The sequence below is a fragment of the Tsukamurella paurometabola DSM 20162 genome, from assembly GCF_000092225.1.
GTDB classification, from domain to species: Bacteria; Actinomycetota; Actinomycetes; order Mycobacteriales; family Mycobacteriaceae; genus Tsukamurella; species Tsukamurella paurometabola.
On sequence record NC_014158.1, the window covers coordinates 3,690,815 to 3,706,465 of the forward strand.

Sequence of the window (15,651 nt, forward strand, 5' to 3'; positions counted from 1 at the left end):
CCGAGCCTAGCCTCCCAGCAGATGCCGCAGGGCGCCACCGAGATCCGGGTGCCGGAAGGGGTGTCCGCGGTCCTCCAGGACGGTCGGCCGCACCCGTTGCGAGGCGAGCGCGAGATCCTCGGCCCCTTCGCGGCCGAGGAGCAAGGCCGGACCGAACGAGGGCACGGGCAGCAGGGTGGGGCGGTGCACCGCACGGCCCAGTTCGCGGGTGTACGCACTATTGCGCACCACGCCGGGCGCGACGGCGTTGACCGGTCCGGAAAGCCCACCGTCCCAGAGGCTCCGGTGGTAGATGTCGACGAGGTCATCGATGCCGATCCAGGGCTGCCACTGTTCCCCGCTGCCGAGCCGTCCGCCGAGGCCGGCCCGGAAGAGCGGCAAGAGGAGTTTCAGGGTGCCGCCCTGCGGGGATTGCACGATGCCCGTGCGCACGGTGACCACGCGAGTGTCGGCGCCGGCGCCGTCATGGGCGGCGCCCTCCCATCGGCGCACCAGGTCGGAGAGGAAGTCGGAAGCCTCGGGCGGGGCCGCGTCCTCGGTGAGCAGCTCATCGCCCCGGTCCCGGCCGTACCAGCCGACCGCGGAGGCGCTCACGAACACCGGCACACCGGCTTGTGCCGCTGCGCGGGCCAGCAGCCGGGTGGGCTCGATACGGCTGTCCGCGATCAGCGTCTTGTGGGCGTCGGTGAATCGGCCGGCGATGCTTGCGCCGGCGAGGTGGATCACGGCATCCACGCCGCGCAGCGCCGCCGGGTCGGGCGCCGCCGGATCCCACGCGCGCTCGGACTCCGAGCGCGGCTCCCCCCGCACCAAGGAGAGCACCCGGTGGCCCCCGGTGCTGAGGAACGCCGTGAGCGCTGATCCGACGAGTCCCGACGCACCGGTCACGGCCACCGTCGAGGGCGGCAGACCCGCCTGCGCGGCTCGGCGGTGCGCTGCCAGATCTCCTGCGAGCCGTCGGTACCGGAACTCGATCGCCTCGGACAGCAACTGCTCGGGGACCGGGGTGCGCACCTCGTCGATCACCCGGGTGCGCGCGGCGTCGACGGGTTCGAAATCGTGGACGTGGCGCCACGGGAACACGCCCACGGGCAGCGAGCGCAGGCCATCGGCCGCGACCTCATCGACGAACCGGCGCCCGGGAACGAAGGCCGCGGGGTCGTGCCGCGCGAACCATTGCAGGCCTCCGGGAAGATCGATCACGGTGACACCATCGGCGAGTGAGGATGCCTGGGACCGCAGCCGCATCGGCAACCATGGTGCCTGGAGTCGGGCGAACGCCCCGGGCCGGGAGAACCACGCGAAGACCTCGTCGACGGGTGCCTCGATGACTGCTGATCGCCGTATACCCATGACCTCACGGTAGCCTCGCCAGACGATCCGGGACAGGTCGGAAATCTCACGCCGTCCGGGCCCATCCACTGATCGCTCGGCTCCGAATACCGGGCATGAGAACCGAGAACAGGCGGATCGCGGTGATCGGGAGCGGGGTATCCGGGCTCGTGGCCGCACACCATCTGCGCCACGACGCCGCGGTCACGCTGTACGAGCGGGACCCGCGTCCGGGCGGGCACGCGCACACCCACTCCGTGGACATCGGCGTCGGCGATCCGGTGTCCGTCGATTCCGGGTTCATCGTGCACAACGACACCACCTACCCGGTGCTGTGCAGCCTGTTCGACGAGTTGGATGTGGCCACCCGTGACACCGAGATGTCGATGTCGATCCGCGACGACGCCCACGGGGTCGAGTTCGCCGGCGGCAAGGGGGTCCGCGGATTGCTCCCCTCGGCGCGACACCTCGCCGACCTCGGCCACCTGCGCCTGCTCGCAGAGGTGCCGCGGTTCCACCGCGCTGCCCGGCGTCACCTGGCCGATGACGCCGCAGCCGACCTTCCGCTCGACGAGTTCGTGCGCCGGACCGGGCTCAGCGACCGGCTGGTGCGGCACTTCCTGCTCCCCCTGGTGGCGGCGGTGTGGTCGTGTCCCCCCGATGACGTGGGCGCCTACCCCGCGCGATACCTGTTCGAGTTTTTGGCGAATCACGGAATGCTCTCGGTGGGAAGATCTTTGCAATGGCGCACAGTGGTGGGCGGCTCCGCGCGATACGTCGAGCGGATCGTCGCGCAGGTGCCCGACGTGCGGCTCGGAACCGGGGTACGCAGCGTGCGCCGCCACGGCACCGGAGTCCGGATCGTCGACGATGCGGGCCGCACCGACGAGTTCGACGCCGCCGTGATCGCGGTGCACCCCCACCACGCTCTCGCACTGCTCGGCGCTCCGACGACGGCCGAGCGGTCGATCCTCGGTGCGATCGCGTACACACCGAATCCCGGTCTGCTGCACACCGACGCCTCGCTGCTCCCGCGCCGGGAGAACGCGCGGGGGTCGTGGAACTACCTGGCGACCGGGGACACCGGCACCGTATCGGTGACCTACGACCTCACCCGGCTGATGGGACTGCCCACGGCCGGGGAGCGGGTGCTGGTGACACTCGGCGGGGCCGACCGGGTGGACCCGCGCCGGGTGATCGCCGAATTGGACTACGAACACCCGGCTTTCACCACGGAGTCGGTGGCGGCGGCCCGGCGCCTCCCCGAGATCTCGGGCCCGACGATCGCGTTCGCGGGCGCCTATCACGGCTGGGGCTTCCACGAGGACGGCGCCGCATCGGGTCTGCGGGCCGCCACCACGATCCTGGACGGGCGACGATGACCACCGCACTCTACGACACCGAGATCACCCACGCCCGAAGGACACCGGTGATGCACACCTTCCGGTATCGGAGCGCGAGCTGGTTCATCGACGTCGACGCGCCACCCGAGGTGCCGTGGTGGCTGCGGCCCTTCGTGGGATTCCGCGCACACGATCACCTGGGCCCCGTGCCGAGCGGCCCCGACACGCTCCGCGGACGGGCCGAGCACGCCCTGCGCGGGCACGGCGTCCTGCCGCCCGGGGGGCGGATCACCGCCCTGCTCAACGCGCGGTGCCTCGGCTACGTCTTCGATCCGCTGACAGTGTTCTGGTGCCACGACCGCAACGGTGCCGTGCGCGCGGTGATCGCCGAAGTCCACAACACCTACGGTGGGCGCCATGCCTATGTCCTGGGCGCCGACGCAGCATCGGGCACGGTGGTGGACAAGGACTTCTACGTCTCCCCGTTCAACCCCGTCGAGGGCCGCTACCGATTGCGCACGCCGGAGCCCGCCGAGCGCCTCGCCATCGACGTGGTGCTCGATCGCACCGGCCAAGCCCCGTTCGTCGCCACCTGGCGCGGCACTCGGCGCCCAGCGTCGGTGCCGCATATCGTGCGGGCGCAGCTGAGGGCACCGCTCGTCCCCCTGGTACTCGCCGCCCGGATCCGGTGGCACGGAATCCGGCTGTGGGCCAAGGGCCTGCCGATCGTCCCGCGCGCACCCGGCGCGCGAGGACCATCACACCGTTCCGGACCCGTCGAACAGGAAGCGAATCCGTGACCGCAGAACTCGAAGCTCGACGCTCGACCGCCCCTACCGCCTTCGTCCCGGCGCCCACCGGGCTTCGCGCCGCCGTGCTCGGCCGCGGCGCGCGGATCCTGCTCCGCAGGGCCGCACGCCGATCCGGCGTGCATCTCATCCGGCCCGGCGACCCGGTCCCGGCGGGACCGGTTCTCACGCTGATCGATCCGGACGCCGTGGCGCGGCGGATCGGCACCGCCCGGCTCATCGGTTTCGGTGAGTCCTACGTCGCGGGCGAGTGGGACTCCCCCGACCTCGCGGCGGCACTGACGGCCCTCGCCGAGCGGATGCCGGCTCTCGTCCCGCGCTGGGTGCAACTCCTGCGACCGCTGGCCGCAGTGGCCCGGCCGCACACCGAGGTCGGTACGGAAGATCATGTGCAGGACAACATCTCCCACCATTACGACCTTTCCAACGAGCTGTTCGCCCGGTTTCTGGACGAGACGCTCACCTACTCCAGTGCGCTGTTCTGCACCACTGAGCTTCCCGACAGCGAGCCCGGCGTCACCCGCGCCCCACAGGTCGCCGAGCCGGCGTACGCCGTCCTCGCGGACGCCCAGCGGGCGAAGATCGACCGGCTCCTGGACGCTGCGGGGGTAGGGCCGGGCAGCCGGGTCCTGGAAGTGGGCACCGGATGGGGCGAGCTGTGTCTACGGGCGGCGCGCAGAGGCGCGACGGTGCGGTCGGTGACCCTGTCGGTGGAGCAGCGCGACCTGGCCCGGCGCCGGATGGCCGAGGCGGGCCTGTCGGATGTCGTGCAGATCGAGCTGCGGGACTACCGCGACGTGCGCGGCCGGTACGACGCGGTGGTCTCGGTGGAGATGATCGAGGCGGTGGGCGCGGCCCACTGGGACGAGTACTTCGCCGTGCTCGCCCGGGTGCTCGCGCCGGGCGGCCGGATCGCCCTGCAGGCCATCACGATGCCGCACGACCGGATGCTGGCCACCCTGCACACGTACACCTGGATCCAGAAGTACATCTTCCCCGGTGGAATGCTGCCCTCCACCGAGGCGATCGCCGCGGCCGCGGGCCGGGCGGGGCTGACGGTGCGCGCCCGGCACCGGTTCGGTGCGCACTACGGCCAGACGCTACGGCTCTGGCGCGAGCGCTTCCGCACCGAACCGCAGACCCTGCCGCCGCCCGCGGATTCCCCGGAGTTCCGCCGGCTCTGGGAGTTCTACCTCGCGTACAGCGAGGCGGGCTTCCGTTCGGGATACCTGGACGTGCAGCAGATCGTGCTCACCGAGGAGGCCGCACGATGAGCGGATTCCTGGTGGTCACCGCGTGGTCGGTGCTGGCTCTGGCCGCCGTGCAGGCGATCACGTTCACGGTGGGCCGGGCGATCGGCCGCTACAACGTGGTGGATGTGGCGTGGGGCGCGGGAATCGTCGCCGTCGCGTGGATCGCGCTGTTCCTCGGTGACGGCGACCGCATCCGTGGTGCGGTGATCACCGCGATCGTCACGGTGTGGGGCGTGCGCCTGTCCTGGCACATGTGGATCAAGTCCGCGGGCAAGGGGGAGGACCCGCGCTACGTGGACCTGCTCGATCGCGCCGGGGGCGGCGGTATCGGCACGGTGATCCGCAAGATCTTCGTCGTCCAGGGTGCGGCGCAGTGGTTCGTCTCGCTGCCCGTGCAGGTGTCCGCGGTGACCGGCTCCACGACCGGGGTGGCGTTGATCGTGGCGGCCGCCGGTCTGGCGGCCGCGGTGGTGGGCATCGGCTTCGAAGCGGTCGGTGATCACCAGTTGCGGGTGTTCAAGGCAGATCCGGCGCACCGTGGGGCGATCATGGACCGAGGCCTGTGGGCGTGGACTCGGCATCCGAACTACTTCGGCGATGCCTGCACCTGGTGGGGCGTCTGGCTGATCGCGGCGAGCGCGTGGCCGGGTGTGCTCACCGTGGCGTCGCCCGCTCTGATGACCTACTTCCTCGTCCACGCCACGGGCGCCCGCCTGCTCGAGCGATTCATGAGCCAGCGCCCCGGCTGGGACGAGTACGCCGCACGCACGTCCTTCTTCGTCCCCCTTCCACCCCGTCGTGAACGGCGCTGACCCGGCCGCGGCGCCGTCCCCCGTTCCGCACCGTGCGGGTGCCCGCGCGGCGGGCGCCCGGTACCCTTCGGTGCAACGAAGGAGGGGCGTCGATGGCCCGAGCTCGATCGGATGCGGATGCGCTGCTGCCCAGGGTGGCCGGCGGCGACGTCGGCGCCTTCCGCGATCTCTACGACCGGACTGCACACCTGGTGTACGGAACCGCCGTGCGGGTGATCGGAGACCGTGGTTACGGCGAGGAGATCACCCAGGAGGTCTACCTGGAGGCGTGGCACAAGGCATCGGACTTCGATCCGGCGCGCGGCTCCGCCCAGTCCTGGCTGGTGACCATCGCGCACCGTCGGGCAGTGGACCGGGTGCGGGCCGAACGCGCCCGCGGCGACCGGGAGAACACCTTCGCCACCGACGCCTACCAGCGCCCGCACGACACGGTCTCGGAGGCGGCGGAACGCAACGAGGATGCGACCGCGGTGGTCGATTGCCTCGACACCCTCAGCTCCTCACAGCGCGATGCGCTGACGCTGGCGTACTACGGCGGGCACACCTACCGGGAGGTGGCGGAGCAGCTGGATACCCCGCTGCCCACGATCAAGACGCGGATCCGCGACGGCATCGCACGGCTGCGCCGATGCCTCGGCCCGCTGGCGGGTGATCCGGCGTGAACCCCACCCAGTCCCTGCCTCCGGACGAGTTGCTGGACCTCGCCGAGGCGTACGCGCTCTACGCGCTCGACACGGACGAGATCCGGCAGGTGGAGGCCTCGCTGGAGACGACCGACGCCGATACCCTCAGGCACTTCGACGATCGGGTGCGCGACGTCCGCGAGACCATGGCGGCACAGGCGCAGACCTTCGCCGAACAACCCGCCCCGGAGACCTTCGATCGCATCCTCGGCGGCCTCGTCACCGAGCCGGGTGCCACACCACTGCGCGCACCGTCCGCCGCGGCGGGGGCCCCTCGCTCCCGGCGCCGGGTGCAGGCATTCGCCGCAGCCGCCATGGTGATCGTCGCGGTCGCCGTCGGCGTACTCGTCGGACGGGGTCTGGGCACCGACTCCGCGCCCGGGGCGCCGGACTCGAACGCGGTACTCGCCGCACCGGACGCCCGGACCACGCAGGCGCGCATCGGCGATGCCACGATCTCCCTGGTCTATTCGCGCGAGAAGAACGCGGGCGTGGTGCTCATGAACGACGTCCCGCCGCCGCAGGACGGCACGGTGTACCAGATGTGGCTGATGGACCCGGGTGGCGGCGCGCGCTCGCGCGGCACCATGACGCAGCAGGACGTCCGGCCGACCACCACGGCCACGGTCGCACAGCTCGACGGTGCCACCACGTTCGGCATCTCGATCGAGGCGCCGGGCGGGGCGGCGACACCGTCCGGACGAATCGTGGCGACACTGCCGATCGCCGCGACCTGATTCCCGTCGAAGGTCGGAACGAGGCCGGACGTCAGGGAACCCGGGTCACGCACACGTAGGTGTGGCCGCAGCGCAGCTGCTCCGCCGACGGCGGTAGCTCCGGCCGCCACAGTGGGTGCCGGACGAAGCCCGGCTCCACCGGCTCGGTGCCCGCCAGGAGATCGCGTCCCTGTTGCGTCGTGTACGGGTGCAACGGGGTCGCCGTCAGTTCGTATTGCTCACGCACCCAGTCGATCTCGGCCGCCACCTCCGGGTCGGAGAAATCCTCGGTGAGCACCAGCATCGCGATGTAGCTCCCCGGGGCCAGTGCTCGCAGGTAGCGCTGGATCATCTCCTTCGCCTCCTCCGGGGGCATGAACAGCAGGACCCCCACCAGGATCAGGCCCACGGGCCGTGCGAGGTCCAGTACGTTCCGCGTGGCGGGGTGCGCCAGGATGGATTCCTGGTCGCGGAAATCGGTGGGGATGACGGCGGTTCCATCGTGGCCGTCCAGGAGGTACTGCACCGTCTGGAAAGTGACGAGGTCCGATGCGACGTACACGATGCGAGCGTCTCGGTGGATACCCCGCGCGACATCGTGCACGGTGCGGCCGGTGGGGATACCGGATCCCAGGTCGATGAACTGGTCGATGCCCGCATCCGCCATGAGCTGCACGGCCCGGCGCACGTAGGAGCGGTTCAGCCGGGTTCCTATGGCCCAGTGGGGTGCGCGGCGCTCGATTTCGCGGCCCGCGGCACGGTCGGCCAGGGAGTAGCTGGTGCCGCCGAGGAAGTAGTCGTACAACCGAGACGGGGTGGGCTGCCCGACGCCGAAGATCTGTAGCCGGTCCGGCGTCTGATCGGCGAACTGCTCGGGCTCTGTCATGATGTTGGCAAGTTAACCACCACTGCGTTCGAGTTGCGCTAGGAGTTCACGCGATGCCGGAGTCGGTGCCACCGCTCAGCGGCCTGGTGCAACGCGGGCACATCGCCGAACACCTCGCGGACGAGTTCATCAACGCCGTGATCGATCACGTGTATCTGCCGATCGCGGCATCGGAGTACCGAGCCGCACTCACCGAGGGCTTCGAGCGGATACTCGACGCCGTGGAGGCAGAGGAGTTCGCCGTCGATGCCGGGCGCGAGTTGGGCGAACTCCTGGTGGCGTTACAGGTGACGAAACCGCTGGGCGCCACCGCCTGTGCCCGCATCGTGGCCGCTGTCCCCGACGTACTCTCGCCCGAGCCGTCGGATCGGTCGCGGCGACGCGCGGCGCAGCTCATCGCGGAGTTCACCGGCGGCTACGCCTCGGCCCTGACCGACCGGATCTTCGAAGGCCAGGCACTGGTCTACGGGGCGGCGGACCTCGCCCGCAGATCCGCCGAGGAGGGCGCGCGGCAGGCGCAGGCCCGCACCCGGATCATGTTCGAGCACGCCGGCTCCCCCATCTTCATCGCCGACGAGGAGGGCCGGGTCCTGGAGGCGAGTCCGATGATGACCGCGCTGATGGAATCGAACCGTGCATTGCTCGGTCCGGATGGTGACGACGTGCGCCGCCTGCTCGCCGACGATCCCCGGGAGGTGGCGCGCACGCTCGACGAGCTATCGGAGCTCGACGATGAATCCGCGACCCGGTTCTTGGAACACGGCACCCTGATCAGCGACGGCGACATCAGTGTCGGCCGGTGGGCGCTGAGCCGGGTGCGGTCGCACGACGGCCGCCCGGCCCTCATCGTCGGGGTGGGACACGATGTCACCGAACTGCGCGTGATGCACGCCAAGCTCGACCATCTCGCGCACCACGATCCGCTCACCGGGATCCCGAACCGGCGCAGCCTCGAGGCCGCGGTCGCGCAGGCCGTGCGCACCGGCCCGGTGGGCTTCTGCCTCGTCGATCTCGACGACTTCAAGTCCATCAACGACCGGCTGGGCCACGCGGCGGGCGATCAACTGCTCATCGCGGTCACCCGGCGATTGCAGTCCGCGCTCGCTGGGAAGGGCGCACTGTATCGAGTGGGCGGAGACGAGTTCGCGGTGCTGGTGCTGCCGCCCTTCCACGCCCGCGATGCGGTCGAGGTGGTACAGCGCACGCTCGCGCGCCCGCTGGATGTGCAGGCCTCGGGGCCACGCGGCGACTACGTGACCGTGCCGGTGCGCATCGGCGCCAGCGTCGGTGTCACCGCCTCATCGCCGGAGCGGACCACGGTGGAGGTGTTGATCGCGGCCGCCGACCCCGGGCTCTACCGCTCCAAGGACGCCAGGCGGTCTTGACGGCGGGCGCGCACGGTGCCCGCCAACCACAGCAGGAACACCACGACGGCGGTGGACAGAACCTGGCCCCGGACACCGTCGTTCGCGATCGCCAGGACCACGATGCCGAACAACAGTGCAGCCACGGCCCACGACAGGTACGGGTAGCCCCACATCTTCAGCGGCAGCGGGGTGCCGTCGCGTTCGGCCCGGCGGCGCAGCACGATCTCGGAGGCGATCGTCGCGAACCAGGTCACGATCAACGTCGAGCCGACCACCTCGAGCAGCCGGTCGAGCACATCGGCACCCCAGAGGTAACTTGCCGGCACCGCGAGGAATCCGATCACCGAGCTGGCGAGAACCGCCACGACGGGCACACCGGCCGCGTTCGCCCGTCCCGCCGCGGCGGGCGCCATCCGCCGCTCGGCCAGCGAGTACAGCATCCGTGAGCTGCCGTAGAGGTTCGCATTGAGCGAGCTGAGCAGCGCCACCACGATGACCACGCCGAGCACCTTCCCGGCGGCGCTGAGGCCGGCGGCGTTGAGCACTGCGACGAAAGGCTGTTCCTTGACCTCCGGGTCGTTCCACGGCAGTGCCAGTAGGATCACCGCGACACTGCCCACGTAGAACACGAGAATCCGCCAGACGGTGGCGCGGATGGCGCGGCCCACGGTGCGCTGCGGATCCTCGGTCTCGGCGGCTGCGACCGCGACGATCTCGATGCCGCCGAAGGCGAAGGCCACCACCAGGAGCGCGGCGACGACGCCGCTGACCCCGTGCGGCGCGAAGTCGGACAGGTTGCTCAGGCCGGGTGAGGCGGCGCTCGTCCATCCGAGCAGGAAGGCCACGCCGATGATCAGGAAGACCGCCACGAACACGACCTTGATCAGGGCGAACCAGAACTCGAACTCGCCGAAACCGCGAACCGCCGCGAGATTGAGGCCGGTGAGCACGACCATGAACAGCAGTGCCCACACCCATACGGGCGGGCCGCCGCCGATCAGGCCGCGCAGGATGGTGCCTGCCGCGACCGCCTCCGCGGCGACCACGAGGCACAGCTGCACCCACCACAGCCAGCCGACTGCGAAGCCGGCGCCGGGGCCGAGCGCGCGGCCGGCGTAGTAGGAGAAGGCGCCGGGGTTGGGGTCCGCCGCCACCATCTCGCCGAGCATCCGCATCACGGCGATCACCACGAGGCCGGCCACCGCGTAGGCGAGCAGCACGGCCGGGCCGGCGGCGGCGATGCCCTGCCCGGAACCCACGAACAGGCCCGCACCGATCGCGGAGCCGAGGCTCATCATGATCAGGTGCCGGGCCCGCAGGCCGGTGTGCAGCCCGGGGTCGGGCGCCCCGGGGGTCGACGAGTCCTGGTTCGACGGTGCCGTCATCAGGCGAACAGCGCCGGGAGGGTGCCCTCGTGGGCCGCGCGGAGCTCGGCGAGCGGCACCGAGAACCGGCCCTGCACCTCGACCGCATCGCTGCCCTGGTCGACCACGCCGATCCGCTCGGCGGGAAGACCGCGGGCGGAGCACATGGCGGCGAACCGGGTCTCCTCGGTGCGCGGCACCGCGACCAGCACGCGGCCGGTCGACTCGGAGAACAGTTGCACGAACGCATCCGCCCCCTCGGGAAGGATCAGGCGGCAGCCGGTTTCTCCGGCCAGTGCGGCCTCGGCGACGGCCTGCCACAGGCCGCCTTCGGAGAGGTCGTGGGCGGCCGAGACGAGGCCGTCGCGCGAGGCGGCGGTGAGCACGTCGGCGAGCAGCTTCTCGCGCTGCAGATCGACCTTGGGCGGCACGCCGCCGAGGTGCTCGTGCTCGACCTGCGCCCAGATCGAACCGTCGAACTCGTCGTGGGTCTCGCCCAGCAGGTACAGGGTCTCGCCGGGCTCGGTGCCCAGGCCCGTCGGGATGCGGCGGCGGACGTCGTCGATCACGCCGAGCACGCCGATCACCGGCGTCGGCAGGATCGCGGTGCTGCCGGTCTGGTTGTAGAAGCTCACGTTGCCGCCGGTCACCGGGATACCCAGCTCGACGCAGCCGTCTGCGATGCCGTGCACGGCCTGCTGGAACTGCCACATCACGCCCGGGTCCTCCGGCGAGCCGAAGTTCAGGCAGTCGGTGACGGCCTTCGGAGTGGCGCCGGTGACGGCGACGTTGCGGTAGGCCTCGGCGAGCGCCAGCCGGCCGCCCTCGTACGGGTCGAGGTAGGTGTAGCGGCCCGAGGCGTCGGTCGAGAGGGCGATACCCCGCTGCGTCGACTCATCGATGCGCAGCACGCCGCCGTCGGCGTTCTCGGCGAGCACGGTGTTGCCGCGCACATAGCGGTCGTACTGCTCGGTGATGAACTTGCGCGAGCACAGTGCGGGCGAGGCGAGCATCTTCAGCGCGGTGGCGCGCAGCTCGTCGTCGGAGGCGGGGCGGCGCAGGCCGGCGGTGGTGTTCGCGATCAACTCGTCCATGAACGCGGGCCGCTCGACGGGGCGCTCGTACACGGGGCCGTCGTGGGCGATGGTGCGGGCGGGCGCGTCGACCACGGTCTCGCCGTTCCACGTGATCTGCAGGTGCGGGCCGTCGGTGACCTCGCCGATCACGGTGGCCAGCACGTCCCATTTGGCGCAGACGGCCATGAACTCGTCGACGTTCTCCGGGGTCACCACCGCGCACATGCGCTCCTGCGACTCGGAGGAGAGCACCTCGGCGGGCGTCATCCCGGTGGCGCGGGTGGGCACCTTCTCCAGGTCGATGTGCATACCGCCGGAGCCGGCGGCGGCCAGTTCGGAAGTGGCGCACGACAGGCCCGCACCGCCGAGGTCCTGGATGCCCACGACCAGCTTCTCGCGGTACAGGTCGAGGCAGCACTCGATGAGCACCTTCTCGGTGAACGGGTCGCCCACCTGGACGGCGGGCAGCTTCTTCGGCTTCTCACCCTCGTCGAAGGTCTCGGAGGCGAGCACGGAGACGCCGCCGATGCCGTCGAGCCCGGTGCGGGCGCCGAACAGGATGATCTTGTTGCCCACGCCGGAGGCGAAGGCCAGGTGCAGGTCTTCGGTGCGCAGGACACCGGCGCACAGCGCATTGACCAGCGGGTTACCGGCGTACGAGGCGTCGAAGACGGTCTCGCCGCCCACGTTGGGCAGGCCCAGGGAGTTGCCGTACCCGCCCACACCGCGCACCACACCGTCGAGCACCCGGCGGGTGTCGGGGGCGTCGGCGGGGCCGAAGCGCAGCTGATCCATCACGGCGATCGGGCGGGCGCCCATGGCCATGATGTCGCGGACGATGCCGCCGACGCCGGTGGCGGCGCCCTGGTAGGGCTCGACGTAGGACGGGTGGTTGTGCGATTCCACCTTGAAGGTCACGGCCCAGCCGTCGCCCACGTCGACGACGCCGGCGTTCTCGCCGATGCCGGCGAGCATCACCGAGCGCATCTCGTCGGTCGTGGTCTCACCGAAGTAGCGCAGGTGCACCTTGGAGCTCTTGTACGAGCAGTGCTCCGACCACATCACCGAGTACATGGCGAGCTCGGCGTCGGTGGGGCGGCGGCCCAGGATCTCGCGGATCCGCTGGTACTCGTCGTCCTTGAGGCCGAGCTCGCGGTAGGGCTGGTCGACGTCGGGCGTGGAGGCGGCTTCAGAGACCGTGTCTACGTGCACCCGCCCAGTTTAGAGGTGCTGAACGCGAGCCACCGCGCCACCACCTGCCGCGCCTGTTCCAGGGGGCCGCCGTCGGATGGGTGGAGCACGAGTTCGGGGCCGACGGGGGCCTCGTAGGGCGCACTGATTCCGGTGAAGTCGGCCACCTCCCCGGCCCGTGCCCGGGCGTACATGCCCTTGGGGTCGCGGCGTTCGCACTGCTCGAGCGGGGTGTCGATGTAGACCTCGAAGAAGGGCAGCCCTGCTTCCTCGTGCGCGCGCCGGATCTTCTCGCGGTCGGCGCGGTACGGGCTGATGAGCGCGGCCACCGCGACGGTCCCGGCATCGGCGAGGAGTTGGGCGACCGCGCCCACCCGCCGCACGTTCTCGGCGCGGTCCGCGGCGGAGAAGCCGAGATCGGCGTTGAGTCCATGCCGGAGGTTGTCACCGTCGAGCCGGTAGGCCGGGATGCCGCGCGCGACGAGGATCCGTTCCACTTCGGCGGCCACGGTCGACTTGCCGGAGGCCGAGAGTCCGGTGAGCCACAGCGTGCCGCCACGGGTGGCGCGCTCGGCGCGGTCGACAGCGCCGCCGTGCCAGACCACCGCCGAGTTCGCCGCGGTGGGACCCGAGATCATCCCGGCCGCGACGGTCTCATTGGTCTGCGGATGCACCAGCACGAAGCTACCGGTGGTGCGGTTGCGCCGGTACGGATCGAACAGGATGGGACGCCGCGCGGACATATGCACCCGGCCGATATCGTTGAGCCGCAGCTTCGTCGCGGACGTGTCGCGATGCAGCGTGGTGGTATCGAGCCGGTAGTCGAGGTGGGTGACGCGCACCAGCTCCGTCGAGTTCGCGTGCAGCATCCGGTATTCGGCCCCGGTGTCGAGCGGTGCCGTGTCGGAGAACCAGCAGATCATGGTGTCGAGTTCGGCCGCGGACTGCGGCCGGTTGGCGGGGCGGCACAGCATATCGCCACGGCCGACGTCGAGTTGATCGGCGAGCCGCACGCACACGGCGTCACCGGCGGTGAGTTCGGCCGCCGGCACGCCGCCGGGCCGGTACAGCTCCGCCACGGTGGTGGTGAAGCCTGAGGGGAGGGCGACCACCTCGTCGCCCACGGCGAAGGCGCCCGACGCGATGGTGCCTGCCACACCGCGGAAATCGGTGTCCCGCGGGCGGATCACGTATTGGATCGGCAACCGTGCGTCGATCAGGTTCTGATCGCTCACCACGTGCACGTTCTCCAGGTGATGGAGCAGCGACGGCCCGGCGTACCACGGCATGTTCTCCGAGCGCTCGGTGACGTTATCGCCGAGGAGCGCGGAGACGGGGATCGTCTGCACGTCGTGCACCTCGAGCTTGGCGGCGAAAGCGGTGAATTCCGAGCGGATCTCGTCGAATCTCTCCTCGGAGAATCCGATGAGGTCCATCTTGTTGATGCACAGCACCACATGCTGCACGCCGAGCAGGGAGATGAGGAAGGTGTGCCGTCGCGATTGCGCGGTGAGGCCGTGCCGGGCATCGACGAGGATCAGGGCGACGTCGGCCGTGGATGCGCCGGTCACCATGTTGCGGGTGTACTGCTCGTGCCCCGGAGTATCGGCGACGATGAACTTGCGCGCGGGCGTGGCGAAATAGCGGTGTGCCACATCGATGGTGATGCCCTGTTCGCGTTCAGCCCGCAGGCCGTCGGTGAGCAGCGCCAGGTCGACTCCGGCCTCACCGCGCGCGCGGGTGGTCGCGGCAACGGCGGCGAGCTGGTCTTCGAAGACCGACTTCGATTCGTAGAGCAGTCTTCCGATGAGCGTGGACTTGCCGTCGTCCACGCTTCCGGCCGTCGCGATCCGCACCATCTCCATCAGAAGTACCCCTCCTTCTTGCGGTCTTCCATGCCCGCCTCGGAGATCCGGTCGTCGGCGCGGGTGGCGCCGCGTTCGGTGATCCGGGTGGCAGCCACCTCCTCGACCACGGCACGGGCGTCGGTCGCCGCGGATTCGACCGCGCCCGTGCACGTTGCATCGCCAACGGTGCGGAAGCGGACCATCCGGATCTCGGACGTCTCCCCCGGCCCGGGGCGCACCAGCGGCCCCGTCGACAGCAACATCCCGTCGCGTTCGATCACCGCACGGCGGTGCGCGTAGTACAGCGCGGGCAGATCCACCGACTCGGCGGCGATGTACTGCCAGATGTCGAGTTCGGTCCAGTTGGACAGTGGGAAGACGCGGATATGCTCGCCGCGGGCATGCCTGCCGTTGAAGATGTTCCACAGCTCGGGGCGCTGTGCGCGCGGATCCCATTGCCCGAAACGGTCGCGGAAGCTGAAGATGCGCTCCTTGGCGCGGGCCTTGTCCTCGTCGCGTCGGGCGCCGCCGAAGGCGGCATCGAAGCGATGTTCGGCGATGCTCCGCAGCAGGGTGTGCGTCTGGAGCCGGTTGCGGGTGGCGCCGGGGCCGGTCGGCTCGACGACGGCGCCGGAGTCGATGTCGTCTTGCACCCGGCCCACCTCCAGACGCAGCCCCAACCTGTCGACGAGGGTGTCGCGAAAGGCGAGCACCTCGTCGAAGTTGTGTCCGGTGTCGATGTGCAGCACCGGGAACGGGATGGCGGCCGGCCAGAAGGCCTTGGCCGCGAGGTGCAGCATGACCACCGAGTCCTTGCCGCCGGAGAAGAGGAGCACCGGGCGCTCGAAGGAGGCGGCGACCTCTCGGAAGATGTACACCGCCTCCGCTTCGAGCTGGGCGAGGTGGGCGGCAATCGTGCGCGACACCGATGCAGCGGGAGCGCTCATCACTCTCCTATTGGTTCATATTTGG

General features: G+C 70.5%; 13 protein-coding genes. 7 read left to right on the plus strand and 6 right to left on the minus strand.

Annotated elements, in window-relative coordinates:
* Nucleotides 1-6 precede the first annotated feature (6 nt).
* Nucleotides 7-1,353, minus strand: coding sequence for a TIGR01777 family oxidoreductase (locus TPAU_RS17915; protein ID WP_013128156.1), 1,347 nt, complete (start codon nt 1,351-1,353; stop codon nt 7-9).
* Between the two features lie 95 nt (nt 1,354-1,448).
* Here TPAU_RS17915 and TPAU_RS17920 point away from each other — a divergent pair, with 95 nt between their 5' ends.
* The 6 genes from TPAU_RS17920 (at nt 1,449) to TPAU_RS17945 (ending at nt 6,969) form a co-directional block, all read left to right on the plus strand.
* On the plus strand, nt 1,449-2,714 hold the full coding sequence (locus TPAU_RS17920; protein WP_013128157.1) for an NAD(P)/FAD-dependent oxidoreductase: 1,266 nt from the start codon (nt 1,449-1,451) through the stop codon (nt 2,712-2,714).
* Nucleotides 2,711-3,475 (plus strand): DUF1365 domain-containing protein, encoded by a 765-nt coding sequence (locus TPAU_RS17925; protein ID WP_013128158.1) that lies wholly within the window; start codon nt 2,711-2,713, stop codon nt 3,473-3,475. Before TPAU_RS17920 ends, TPAU_RS17925 begins: the two co-directional genes overlap by 4 nt.
* A complete protein-coding gene (locus tag TPAU_RS17930) occupies nt 3,472-4,758 on the plus strand; it encodes an SAM-dependent methyltransferase (RefSeq protein WP_013128159.1) in 1,287 nt (428 codons plus the stop codon). Before TPAU_RS17925 ends, TPAU_RS17930 begins: the two co-directional genes overlap by 4 nt.
* A complete protein-coding gene (locus TPAU_RS17935; RefSeq protein ID WP_013128160.1) occupies nt 4,755-5,549 on the plus strand; it encodes a DUF1295 domain-containing protein in 795 nt (264 codons plus the stop codon). Before TPAU_RS17930 ends, TPAU_RS17935 begins: the two co-directional genes overlap by 4 nt.
* 92 nt (nt 5,550-5,641) lie before the next feature.
* Entirely contained in the window at nt 5,642-6,211 is a 570-nt protein-coding gene (gene sigK / locus TPAU_RS17940) for an ECF RNA polymerase sigma factor SigK (protein WP_013128161.1), read from the plus strand.
* A complete protein-coding gene (locus tag TPAU_RS17945) occupies nt 6,208-6,969 on the plus strand; it encodes an anti-sigma factor (protein ID WP_013128162.1) in 762 nt (253 codons plus the stop codon). The genes sigK and TPAU_RS17945 overlap by 4 nt, the downstream gene beginning before the upstream one ends.
* A gap of 31 nt (nt 6,970-7,000) precedes the next feature.
* Here the strand turns inward: TPAU_RS17945 and TPAU_RS17950 are convergent, their stop codons facing one another.
* Nucleotides 7,001-7,834 carry an SAM-dependent methyltransferase gene (locus TPAU_RS17950; RefSeq protein ID WP_013128163.1) on the minus strand — a complete coding sequence of 278 codons (834 nt, stop codon included), beginning with the start codon at nt 7,832-7,834 and terminating at the stop codon, nt 7,001-7,003.
* A 53-nt stretch (nt 7,835-7,887) separates the two neighbouring features.
* Here TPAU_RS17950 and TPAU_RS17955 point away from each other — a divergent pair, with 53 nt between their 5' ends.
* On the plus strand, nt 7,888-9,219 hold the full coding sequence (locus tag TPAU_RS17955) for a sensor domain-containing diguanylate cyclase (protein WP_013128164.1): 1,332 nt from the start codon (nt 7,888-7,890) through the stop codon (nt 9,217-9,219).
* Here TPAU_RS17955 and TPAU_RS17960 read toward each other — a convergent pair.
* Genes TPAU_RS17960 through cysD form a run of 4 tightly spaced genes read right to left on the minus strand, consistent with a single transcriptional unit; the run spans nt 9,189 to nt 15,626 of the window.
* Nucleotides 9,189-10,586 carry an amino acid permease gene (locus tag TPAU_RS17960; RefSeq protein ID WP_013128165.1) on the minus strand — a complete coding sequence of 466 codons (1,398 nt, stop codon included), beginning with the start codon at nt 10,584-10,586 and terminating at the stop codon, nt 9,189-9,191. The genes TPAU_RS17955 and TPAU_RS17960 overlap by 31 nt on opposite strands.
* Entirely contained in the window at nt 10,586-12,853 is a 2,268-nt protein-coding gene (purL, locus tag TPAU_RS17965) for a phosphoribosylformylglycinamidine synthase subunit PurL (protein WP_013128166.1), read from the minus strand. The genes TPAU_RS17960 and purL overlap by 1 nt, the downstream gene beginning before the upstream one ends.
* Nucleotides 12,844-14,697 carry an adenylyl-sulfate kinase gene (gene cysC, locus TPAU_RS17970; protein ID WP_013128167.1) on the minus strand — a complete coding sequence of 618 codons (1,854 nt, stop codon included), beginning with the start codon at nt 14,695-14,697 and terminating at the stop codon, nt 12,844-12,846. The genes purL and cysC overlap by 10 nt, the downstream gene beginning before the upstream one ends.
* Complete coding sequence (gene cysD / locus TPAU_RS17975; protein WP_013128168.1) at nt 14,697-15,626, minus strand: sulfate adenylyltransferase subunit CysD; 930 nt, start codon at nt 15,624-15,626, stop codon at nt 14,697-14,699. Before cysD ends, cysC begins: the two co-directional genes overlap by 1 nt.
* Nucleotides 15,627-15,651: the final 25 nt, after the last annotated feature.